This is a genomic window from Pseudomonas sp. 2995-1 (genome assembly GCF_002742505.1).
GTDB lineage: Bacteria > Pseudomonadota > Gammaproteobacteria > Pseudomonadales > Pseudomonadaceae > Aquipseudomonas > Aquipseudomonas sivasensis.
This window is the reverse complement of the sequence record NZ_LJSA01000322.1, coordinates 77250-86660: the sequence shown is the minus strand read 5'-3', so window position 1 is coordinate 86660 and position 9411 is coordinate 77250. Positions and strand designations below refer to the sequence as shown.

Sequence of the window (9411 nt, the reverse complement as noted above, 5' to 3'; positions counted from 1 at the left end):
GTTCCAGGCGATGAGCTTTGCCTCGTAGATCGAGGCGATGATGGCGTGACTCATATCTGGTTGTTCCTGATGGCCTCCAGCACGATCTGCTGGAAGCGAGCCACGGTGACCCGGACCATCCCGCCAGGGGCCTGGGTGGAATGGCCGAACTCCAGCGGGATGGCATAGGGCAAGTTGTTGATGATGTAGGCCATCTGGCCGGCGGTGAAGTCGCTCATTGCTGCGACCAGCGCCGCGGTTGTCTCGGCGCCGCTCGGATCCACCTCGTCGAAGGTAACGCTCTCGACCACGCCCAGCGAGATGTGCCAGTTCGCGCGGAACCGGCCGCCGACGTAGCCCTCTGGCGCCTTGAGGTCCATGCCGTCGTTGAGCTTACGGCCCTTCTTCAGCCTGCCACCCTTCGTGAGGTTGGCCGGATCACTGCGCAGCGAGCTGTTGTGATCGTCGACGGCCTTGTTGTACTGCGTCGCCACTGCGTTCTGCGCCCAGATCTCCGGATTGCCCACGGGAGACATGCGAATCAGGCTGCTGCCGACCTCGATGATGATCTCGCGCACACTGGCGTCGATGGCTTCGCTGGTTTGAGCTGCGAACTCAGCGAGGCTCAGGGCGAAGCTGCCGGATTGGCCGGCGCCTGCCCGACTCATGACCGCACCTGCAGCTCATACAGAATCGGCGTGCCGGCGGGATTTACTTCTTTCATCGGCGGGACGATTGCCCAGGTGCGGCCCTGGGCGACAACCTTGTCCAGCAGACCGGGCGACCAAGCTAAACCCTGCGCGGCGATCTTGAGCTTCTTGTCGCCCTGTTTGATAAGGCTGTTGTTCTGGAATTCTTGGCCTGTGAAGTCGACCAGGATGCCTTGCGCGACTTGCTCTACGGGCACGCCTGGCGCTTCGCCACCCGTCTCAGGGTCGTACTCGCCGGGCTCCGTCTTGCTGATGGTCACGGGCTGTCCAAACTCTGTGATCATATCCAGAGCCATCACGGCCATTTCGTCGTAGAAGGTCATGGTGATACCTTTATCACTTAACAAAGACAAACCTAAAAGGATTGAGGCGATGAAGGATTTGAAGCTAGAGCAGGAAGACGAAGCTATTGCCAAAATTGCACGAGGGGCGCTGGGAAACTATGCGAATGCAAAATGGCGAGACATCTCAGACGAGGAATATAGGAACCGTATCTCCAAGGTTGGAGTAAAGGAATTCGTTGAGGGGTTTCTTGAATCCAATTCAGGTATCGGGCTACCTCCATCAGCTCAAAAACAGGACTATTTAGAACAACAGGCGAGACTCATCTAAGCCCGGACAGCGAACAGTCCGCGCTTTTGCAGATAGTCAGCGAACTGCGTAGCGCTCGGTCGATCAGGCGCCGCCGGCAACAGCCGGTTGCTGGTGGAGGGGATCGCCGCGTATTGCCGCGTTACAGCACCCTCAACACGATCCAGCAAAACGGCGCCTTTGCGTTTTTCCACCGGGTCGATATCGTCCTGATGGATCTCGGCGGCCAGGGCCATCTGTCCGTACTGGATCCGCGCCGGCAGGTAGTTGTCTGGCTTGATCTGGCAGTCCAGTTCAACACCCCGACGCGGCCAGGACAGGGCTTGCTCGCTGCTCATCTTGCGGCCTTTCCAGGTTTTGCCATCCATCGCCAAGGCGGCCCGACGAAGCAATGCTTCCTGCTCAGGAACGCCCGCGGGAATGACCGTTCCGAATTTCACGGCATACAGGGCCAAGTCCTCGGCACTCGCGTAGCTTTCGGCGTCAGGCTTGCCGGTGCCGTCCTCGATGATGAGTGTCATGCGTCAACTCGCTGGAATGGTTTGAAGATTGGCCGCCGCATCACCGACAGCCAGCAGTATTACTCCTTGGTCAGCTCGGCGACGAGCTTTTCCAGGGATTCTTTCGAGGCGTTTGCCCGGTACTGGACATTGGCTTCGTCCAGCTTGGCCTTCAGGTCGGCGATTTCCTTCGCTTCGGTAGCCACCTGACCGGCCTTGTCGGCCTGCTGGAGAAGGTCGTCTACCTGCAGCTGCAGAGCTTTCACCTTCTCGACTTCACCGTCACGCTCGCGAATGAGGCTTTCCACACCGGCGTTTACCGCTTCGAATACCTGAAACAAGCGATCAGCGATCGGGCCAAGATCACCTTCGGGGCGCACCAGCGCTTGATCGGCGAATGACTCAACGATCAGGCCGACAGATTCGAGCTCGGCGCGAAAGGCGTCGATATCGATGCTGGAACTGCCACCATCTATCATCAGCACCTTCGGCAACTCCTTGACAGTCACGTCAGGCACTTCGTCGGCGGCATCTTCACGACTTTCGGTAACGCTTGCGTCGACGATGCGCAGGCCGCTTGCTTTGGCGAGTGCCTTCACGTCTTCCTGGTACTGATGGAACGGACCAGGCAGATACCAGATGTTCTTGTTGCTCATGATCATGTCCTCGCCAAGTCGGGCGCTAGGCCCGACTCAGCTTTCAGGGTTACTTGGAGGCGTCACCGATAAGAGCCACACCGGCGGTGTGCTTGATGCTGGTGGCGGTCTTGTCCCAGTTGGTACCGGTCGCCAGTTCGGCGTCGGTTGGCGACTTGCCGCCGGTGGTGGTGTCCCAGGTGTAACCCTTCAGGCCCAGGCCGAAGGTGTAATCAGTTTGGAGCGTGGTTTCGATACGCTCCTTGCCGTTGGTGGTCTGGACGTTGCTGATGATGTCGCGGCCGTCGTGGACCAGCGCAGCACCTTGCACCAGGGACAGGATGATTTCTTTGTTCGGGGTGCCGGCCTGCATCAGCGCCGGGGCATCCGTCACAACGGAGATCTTGCCGAGGATGTCCACCACGCGGACGTTGCCAGCCTGGAACAGCTGCTGCTGGTTCGCCAGGTTCTGACCTACCAGCTTGTGGTAGCTGGTGCCCTGCATCACCTGGGTGACCAGGTTCTGGCTTGCGTCGCCGAACTTCGCGTGAGCGTTGTTCAGACCTGCGTAGGTGATGCCAGCGGTAGCCGACACATCGTTGACGGCAGCAGCCTGGGCAGTGATAGCGGCGACCAGAGCGGCGATCGCGGTGTTCAGTTGATCCTTCAGCAGGATTTCAGCGAACGCGCGACTGGCGACTTCGATGCCTTGCGCGGTTGGACGCTCCAGCCAAGTCATCTGCGATGGCTCGTAGCGGATCGGACCGAAGCCACCGGCGACCTTCACCGAAGTGTTCTTCAGCTCAGTCAGGTCGGTTGCAGCGACAGCAGCGTTCGCGCTGTAGCGATCCACGCGGCGCTGGGCGGCGGCCAGGGTCTGGAAGAACGACTCTTGGAGGAAGTCACCAGTGAAGCCGTCCGGGGACAGCACGATCGCGCCACGGCTGGCGGCGTTAAAAGCGGCGAGATACTGATCCAGCGTCTCGAGAGTCGCCGGCATGATGTATTCGTTGAAAACCTGCATTTGCGACAGGGACATGAGTTATTTCCTTACGATTGTGGGAGATCCGGGAACCGGCTCGCGATCGCGGCCTGTCGTTCCTCTTTGGTGCCGCCGATTTTTCCTTTTGCGGCCCCGCCGCCACCTCCAGCACCAGCAGCCCCGCCGCCAGATGCTTTACTACCCGCGATCAACGGCGCGAAGGCCGTGTCGTTTGCGAATTCTGCTTTCAGCTCATCCAGCGTTGCCGCCGAGAGCTTGCCCTGCTGGTCGAGGACGACCACAACAGGCTTCCCGTCGCGCTGCTCGACGCTCAGACGGCGCTCGATGTGCGGCAACAGGGCTTTGGCGCTGCCTGGGATTGCCAGGGCAGACGCGATGTCAGTAGCGGTACGGCCAACGGTCAGATCCCGGATCTGAGTGCTCAGCGTTCCACGCTCCTGTTCCAGCAAGCCGTTCAGCTCAGCTTCGCGGCGGTTGAATTTTTCCGACCAGGACTTTTCAAGCTCTTCGACGTTGCCGGATTTGCGAGCGGCTTCTTCACGCTCCAGTCGGGCTTGTTCTTCGGCGTCTTTGCGAGCCTTCTCTGCGGCTTTCTTCTCACCCAGCAGCTCATCAACCTTGGCCTTCAGGCCGGTGACATCTTCTTGTTGCGGCAGACCTTCAATGCCGAGTACGAACTTGCCGTCCTTCTCGGTGTAAAGAGCGCGCACGGCTTCATCTACCCCTTCCAGGGTATCCAGTTGGAATTTCAGCATTGGTTGTCTCCCAGAGACTTAGGTGCAGGCCCTGCCTGCAGGCATAAAAAAACCCGCTCATGAGCGGGTTTCGCGACGAAGTATTTTTTCTATTTGGCCACCCTTCCCAACGGGACCAGCACCAATTCAGACCCGGAAGAGTGCGCTACAGCAGCCCTGAGCAGAGCTATGTCCGCATGAAAGTCAGTGAACGGTTCAAAGTCACCGACCTTGCACGCCCATCCTTCCTCAGTTTCATATGCCTTTAGTCCAAGCCTTTCGATTACAGGCCTGCTGAACTCTTTGTGTTCAACCGGCAAGAAGTAACTGCACTTAACAAAAGGCTCTAGCTCAACCTTGACTTTACCATCAACGATTCTACTGACCGGTCGGAAAGCCTCCTCCTCGATATAAAATCTATGAGGCAAATGGAGCGCGGTTCTGGTCTTGTGCTTGCACACGTATTTGGCTACTGCGTAATTAAGTTGCCACGAGTCCAGTTCTCTTACTGGAAGATCCTTGTACGCCATTTTCGCTCCGACAGTGCTGACACCTGACTAGATGGTGCAGCATTAATATCGATGTCTCAATACGCAATACCTGCGCGCTCGAACGCCAGCGGCTCGAGTGAGCGCATCTCCACGAGGGTTAGCGGCGCGAAGTTGCGATCAAGCTGCAGCTCGGAGAATCGTTCGATGCTCAGGCCGCCTTCGCGGAAAAGTTTCGCGCGAACCGGGCCAATGGCCTTGTCCTGAAACGCAGCTGGCTGCTGCTTGAGCCAGTCGTAATAGCTGAGGTCTGCCCTCACCTGCTGCGCACCGCCGTCGCCGATGGAAGCCCGCGTGGCGTCCTTAGCGAACAAGGCGCTGAAGCGCGTCACAGCCACCACTGTCGAGCGACAGTTGATGTGGATCGGAGGCCTAGGCCCCTCAGTCAGCTTGAACCGTTGCTTATCCAGCGTCCGGCACTGGCTGGTGGTCTTCGAGTCCAGGGTGCTGACCCACTCCACCGACTGCACGACATCTGCGTTCTCCTTCAGCGTCTCCATTCGCGCCTGGGTGGCGACGTGCTGCACCGCCGTCCGCACGATGGCGCCGGCGTTGCGGTTTGTCGTGGCCAGGATGCCGTCGTTGTACTGGAGCGCCTTGGTACCGCGAATGTTCTTGATGATCTGGAAGTTCGTCTGGCCTTCGAAGAAGCCCTGCCTGATCGCGCCTGTGAGGCGTTGCCGCTCGGTGGCGGTGAATCCATCAATGAACAACTTGAGCAGCTTCCCGCCGTCGGCACCGCGCACGCTGAGCGGATTGGTGAGGATCGCCGCCCTGATTGCAGCAGCGCCAGGCACAGCAGCATCGAACGACACGCCCACCGGCGCCGCCCGGGTCAGGCTGGCCGCCTCAAACTCAGCCTCATAGTTGGCGATATCCACCAGGTCGAAGTTCAGCCTCTCGCTGTACCGGTCGAAGATGCCCAGCAGCAGGCTATCAACCTCGCTCAGCAGCCGCTCCAGGCGGGCGACGGTGTAATCAGTCAGGTCCGTGCGCGTCAGCCGCTCACGAATCGAGCGGTCGATCTCCTTGAGGAAAGGAGCGAACTTCTTCACCTCTCCCGACTTCAGCTGCTCCAAAAAAACGGCGTGCCGGATAGTGGCGTCAAGGATTGCTTGGTTTGCCGCCATTCGGAATTACCTCAGTGTCGTCCAGGGCTGGGCCAGTGCTTTGTGCTTCCAGCTCATCCCGGATGTCGTCGTCCGTCTTCTCTGGGTTGATCACGCCGCGATCACGCAGGTATTGCCAGAAGTCACCTTCCGGCAGCTTGCCGCCCTGTACCGCATTGAACAGAGCCGCCAGGATCGTCGCGTCCAGAGTGATCTGGCTGAAGTCCTGATTGAGCTTGTAGACCACTTCGCCGGCGGCATTCACGAACTCAGCCATCCAGACCAGGCATTGGCTGTACGCTTCACTGACGTTGCTCACCACTAGGGAGAGAACGCTGTGTTCGGCAGCGCTGTCGTTGTCAGCCTGGGTTGCGGTCTTCACTGCACTGCCGCGCTCAATCAGCCGGGCTCCAAGGGACACCATGTCCTGTTTCTTGGCGTCCATGGCCTCTTTCACAAGCGTGTTCGGTTCAGGCTGAGCAAACCCGCACGATCCGTTTGCGGGAAGCGTCAGCGGAGCCCTGGAGCCGACATAGATGCCATTGGCTTCAAGATGGTCGCGCCAGGCTTCGTCCAGGCCGGAGATCCAGAACTGCGGCTGACCAGAAAACCAGACAGAGTCCTCATAGTCCGCACTGTTGCAGTAATGGCCGATATTCAGCACTGCCATGTCGTACAGCGGCGAGTCATCAATGCTGGTGTCGTTATTCTCGCTACCGAGAAACTGAAATGGGATCACGCGCCATGGCTGGCCCGCACCATTCAACGGAGTGAAGGGGGGGATGACCATCGCGGTTTCGCTTGAGCTTTCCTGCCACAATTCCTGGGTATACACGCCGGCCACGTCCAGGCGCAGCACGCGGTACTGCACGACCTTTTCGCTACCGAAGCCATCATCAGTGTCGATGTCCGCCTCTTCACGCAATACAACCAGGCTTAGCAGGTGCTGACCGCCGACCTTGCGGGTCTTCCAGTTCCTGATTGATTCGGCTGGGTAGCTCGCAACGTTCGCACGGGCGCGCCCAGCCTGCTCGTCTGCCTTGCTTACCGTACCGGCCTGCACCGCTGCGTAGTCCACCAACAAACCGTGCCGACCAACCTCAAGCAGATGCCCGATGACCGACTGCGACTGCTGGTAAACGCTCACGCCCTGCCCGTCGACGTCCGTGGCTACGTAATCGAGTGCGCCGGGCACAGTGAGTGTTGGCCACGTGCGGAACACTGCGCCAACAAGGCTGTGTTTCGTGCGCCCCGTGGCGTTGTAGTAAACGGCCCGCTGCTTGTACGACTTATACCGTTCAAGATTCTCAGGGCTGGTGTCGTGCTTGTTGGGCCTGGGCAGGTAAACATCGCCGCGCCCCTTTACAGTCTCGGAGCCCTTGCACACGTCGCGCACCAGCCGCCAACGGGACTGTGCCGCGTCGTACTCCGGGCGGGTGTATGTGACGTCTGCCATTAGCGTGCGAATCCCATTTTGATTGATTTAACCGGCTTCCTGGCGCTCTTGGCGACAGCGAAGTACCGGAATGCGTCGGAGCCGTGAGACGTCCAGTCATGCAGCGGCTTGTCTTTCCAGCAGCCCTTCTTGTCGTCCCACTCCTTGCGATAGTTCTCGAGGCAGGCAATGCCCTCTTCGCACTTCGATTCGTCGAAGGCGCACTTGGATAGAATTTCCCGAGCCTGCTCGATGCCGTCGTCCACCCCGATTTTCGGGACGACCTGGAAGGTCATCCGATAAACCTGCCCGTCGATCTCGTAACCCTCTCGGGCAATGTCCTTGCGCGTCTTCGCATCGCTGCCGAACTCACGGTTCTCGATGTCATGCGGCCCCCAGTGCTCGGAGTAGGTGTAACCCTTGTCCTTGAGCACCTTCATGTAATGCCGCAGGCCTTCGCCTGAGTTCTCGTAGTAATCGATGATGTGGTACTGCTCGCCAACCTGGCGCACGAACCAAATGGCGGTGGAGTCGCTCACGCCGATGTCCCAAATGGTCATCACCGGCAGGTGGCTGTTGTCGGGCAGAGTGCCGATGCGCTGAGCGGCATACAGCTTGGTGAACTGCTGGGCGTAGTAGGCGCCCTCGACCGATTGCTGGAAGGCTTCGACAGGAATCGACGGGTATTCCCGCTTCATGTCATCGCCGAGCGTCTTCTCCTTGGCCGCATACCAGGCGCGCTGGCCGTCATTGGTGACGATCCCGTGCTTGGCGCGCAGTTCGTTGAAGTAGTCGGTCAGGCGCTGGGGCAGCACTACGTCAGCAGACTCGAGGCTGTAGGCCTTGTTATTCCACCAACTGAAGAAAAAGAACTTCCAGTCCAGCAGGCCCAGTGGCACCCCGGCCAGTTGCTGGCGCTCTGCTGACTGGCTGTAATCAAAGAAATAGCCGGCTCGACCCTCTGCCGTTGACTCAATGGTGACGAAACACTCAGCAGCGACAGCCTCGAAAGCACCGGTGACGATCTCCCGCGCCTTATGCGGGAACTTGGCGCAGATCTTCCCGAACTCGGATACGTGCAGGTAGCGCAGCGTGCCGCCCCGGAACGAGGTGGAGACATAAAGCGAGCCGCCCTTGCTGAACACCAGTTCGCCGGCAGCGTCGTTTCTCGCCGGGTTGGCAGCGCGCAGCTCCTTCGGCAAGTTGTCGTAGGCGTACTTGACCTTTTCACGAAACAGGCGCTTCGCGTCGTTCAGTGTGTGAGCGATCAAGGCGCACTTGGCAGCCTCGAACAACGCTGCATCCAACTGGACGATGCACACCAGCGTCGTAAAGCCCAGCTGGCGAGCTTTCAGGATGATGTTCCGGGTATGCATCCCCTGGAAGTAATCGATCTGCTCCTGCGTCATGCGGAAGCGAACCTTCTTACCCTGCTTGTCGGTGATGAAGTAGAGGTTATTCAGTCGCCAGAACCGATCCCGAAGCAGCTTCATGTGCTCGGGCTTCATGTCAGGCGTCCTGTGTTAATTCATCCATCATCTTCGAGATCTCGTCGGCGTCGTCCGTCTTCTCCTTCTCGTCCAGGCTGAATGCCTGACGCTCCAGAACTTGCAGGTTCTTCATTGCAGAGGAAAGCTGGAACAGGGTTTTGGAATTGCTGGGTAGCGCGACAGCAGCGAGCATCGAGGCCCGGCGCATGCCGTTATTGTCCTCGTCAGTCTCGTCGATGATCGCGTTTTCGATCTCTTCGCGGCGCTGGATGGTATTGAGCAAGTCATCCATCAGCAGGTTCGCAAGGTTCGTGGCCTTGCGAATGTCCCGACGGTGACTGCGAACCACCCGCGCCCCTTCTTCTGCGGCCTCTTCGATGATCTCGGCATCAAGTTCGCAGTTCGCGCCTTGGTCGTTGCGAACCTCTCCGCGAACCAGCTTGCTGCGAACCTCTTTGCGCACCTGGTCAGAAAGGTCTCTCGCCCATCCTTGAACCTTGGCTTTCTTCCGGATTGCCGTGTCGCTTACGCCTTGGCGCTCAGCGATCGTTCTGATGGAAAGCGAACCGGCCCGGTAGGCGCGTTCGATTGCCTCCCAGTCGGGTTGCTTGGTTGTCATGGCTTCTCTCTGATGCTTGAAATAGTGGCGCGTTGCCGGTATTGGTGAAGATCAAATC

Annotated in this window: 12 protein-coding genes; 1 reads left to right on the top strand and 11 read right to left on the bottom strand. The window is 59.0% G+C overall.

Going from position 1 to position 9411, the window contains the following annotated elements:
- Positions 1 to 50 precede the first annotated feature (50 nt).
- Positions 51 to 647, bottom strand: a complete 597-nt coding sequence (locus AOA61_RS08665; RefSeq protein WP_099601581.1) for a hypothetical protein — start codon at positions 645 to 647, stop codon at positions 51 to 53.
- Complete coding sequence (locus AOA61_RS08660) at positions 644 to 1012, bottom strand: hypothetical protein (RefSeq protein WP_099601580.1); 369 nt, start codon at positions 1010 to 1012, stop codon at positions 644 to 646. Before AOA61_RS08660 ends, AOA61_RS08665 begins: the two co-directional genes overlap by 4 nt.
- A 49-nt stretch (positions 1013 to 1061) precedes the next feature.
- On the opposite strand from AOA61_RS08660, the gene AOA61_RS08655 reads away from it, so the two are divergent.
- Positions 1062 to 1301, top strand: a complete 240-nt coding sequence (locus tag AOA61_RS08655; RefSeq protein WP_099601579.1) for a hypothetical protein — start codon at positions 1062 to 1064, stop codon at positions 1299 to 1301.
- Here AOA61_RS08655 and AOA61_RS08650 read toward each other — a convergent pair.
- The 9 genes from AOA61_RS08650 to AOA61_RS08610 all read right to left on the bottom strand — a co-directional run bounded on the left by AOA61_RS08650 (position 1298) and on the right by AOA61_RS08610 (position 9353).
- Entirely contained in the window at positions 1298 to 1801 is a 504-nt protein-coding gene (locus tag AOA61_RS08650) for a DnaT-like ssDNA-binding protein (RefSeq protein WP_099601578.1), read from the bottom strand. The genes AOA61_RS08655 and AOA61_RS08650 overlap by 4 nt on opposite strands.
- Positions 1802 to 1860: 59 nt before the next feature.
- Complete coding sequence (locus tag AOA61_RS08645) at positions 1861 to 2436, bottom strand: hypothetical protein (RefSeq protein ID WP_099601585.1); 576 nt, start codon at positions 2434 to 2436, stop codon at positions 1861 to 1863.
- Positions 2437 to 2485: 49 nt separating this feature from the next.
- Positions 2486 to 3454, bottom strand: coding sequence for a major capsid protein (locus AOA61_RS08640; protein ID WP_008431834.1), 969 nt, complete (start codon positions 3452 to 3454; stop codon positions 2486 to 2488).
- Positions 3455 to 3465: 11 nt separating this feature from the next.
- On the bottom strand, positions 3466 to 4173 hold the full coding sequence (locus AOA61_RS08635; protein WP_099601577.1) for a hypothetical protein: 708 nt from the start codon (positions 4171 to 4173) through the stop codon (positions 3466 to 3468).
- An 89-nt stretch (positions 4174 to 4262) separates the two neighbouring features.
- A complete protein-coding gene (locus tag AOA61_RS08630) occupies positions 4263 to 4682 on the bottom strand; it encodes a hypothetical protein (RefSeq protein WP_099601576.1) in 420 nt (139 codons plus the stop codon).
- A gap of 56 nt (positions 4683 to 4738) precedes the next feature.
- Positions 4739 to 5830 carry a minor capsid protein gene (locus AOA61_RS08625; protein ID WP_099601575.1) on the bottom strand — a complete coding sequence of 364 codons (1092 nt, stop codon included), beginning with the start codon at positions 5828 to 5830 and terminating at the stop codon, positions 4739 to 4741.
- Positions 5805 to 7265: a DUF4055 domain-containing protein gene (locus AOA61_RS08620; RefSeq protein ID WP_099601574.1), complete on the bottom strand. Its 1461-nt coding sequence runs from the start codon at positions 7263 to 7265 to the stop codon at positions 5805 to 5807. Before AOA61_RS08620 ends, AOA61_RS08625 begins: the two co-directional genes overlap by 26 nt.
- Positions 7265 to 8752, bottom strand: a complete 1488-nt coding sequence (locus AOA61_RS08615) for a terminase (protein WP_099601573.1) — start codon at positions 8750 to 8752, stop codon at positions 7265 to 7267. Before AOA61_RS08615 ends, AOA61_RS08620 begins: the two co-directional genes overlap by 1 nt.
- Before the next feature lies 1 nt (position 8753).
- Positions 8754 to 9353: a hypothetical protein gene (locus tag AOA61_RS08610; RefSeq protein ID WP_099601572.1), complete on the bottom strand. Its 600-nt coding sequence runs from the start codon at positions 9351 to 9353 to the stop codon at positions 8754 to 8756.
- Positions 9354 to 9411 lie beyond the last annotated feature (58 nt).

Coding starts and splice junctions, on each gene's coding strand:
- AOA61_RS08665 (WP_099601581.1), bottom strand. CDS start 647: ATGAGTCGGGCAGGCGCCGGCCAATCCGGCAGCTTCGCCCTGAGCCTC.
- AOA61_RS08660 (WP_099601580.1), bottom strand. CDS start 1,012: ATGACCTTCTACGACGAAATGGCCGTGATGGCTCTGGATATGATCACA.
- AOA61_RS08655 (WP_099601579.1), top strand. CDS start 1,062: ATGAAGGATTTGAAGCTAGAGCAGGAAGACGAAGCTATTGCCAAAATT.
- AOA61_RS08650 (WP_099601578.1), bottom strand. CDS start 1,801: ATGACACTCATCATCGAGGACGGCACCGGCAAGCCTGACGCCGAAAGC.
- AOA61_RS08645 (WP_099601585.1), bottom strand. CDS start 2,436: ATGAGCAACAAGAACATCTGGTATCTGCCTGGTCCGTTCCATCAGTAC.
- AOA61_RS08640 (WP_008431834.1), bottom strand. CDS start 3,454: ATGTCCCTGTCGCAAATGCAGGTTTTCAACGAATACATCATGCCGGCG.
- AOA61_RS08635 (WP_099601577.1), bottom strand. CDS start 4,173: ATGCTGAAATTCCAACTGGATACCCTGGAAGGGGTAGATGAAGCCGTG.
- AOA61_RS08630 (WP_099601576.1), bottom strand. CDS start 4,682: ATGGCGTACAAGGATCTTCCAGTAAGAGAACTGGACTCGTGGCAACTT.
- AOA61_RS08625 (WP_099601575.1), bottom strand. CDS start 5,830: ATGGCGGCAAACCAAGCAATCCTTGACGCCACTATCCGGCACGCCGTT.
- AOA61_RS08620 (WP_099601574.1), bottom strand. CDS start 7,265: ATGGCAGACGTCACATACACCCGCCCGGAGTACGACGCGGCACAGTCC.
- AOA61_RS08615 (WP_099601573.1), bottom strand. CDS start 8,752: ATGAAGCCCGAGCACATGAAGCTGCTTCGGGATCGGTTCTGGCGACTG.
- AOA61_RS08610 (WP_099601572.1), bottom strand. CDS start 9,353: ATGACAACCAAGCAACCCGACTGGGAGGCAATCGAACGCGCCTACCGG.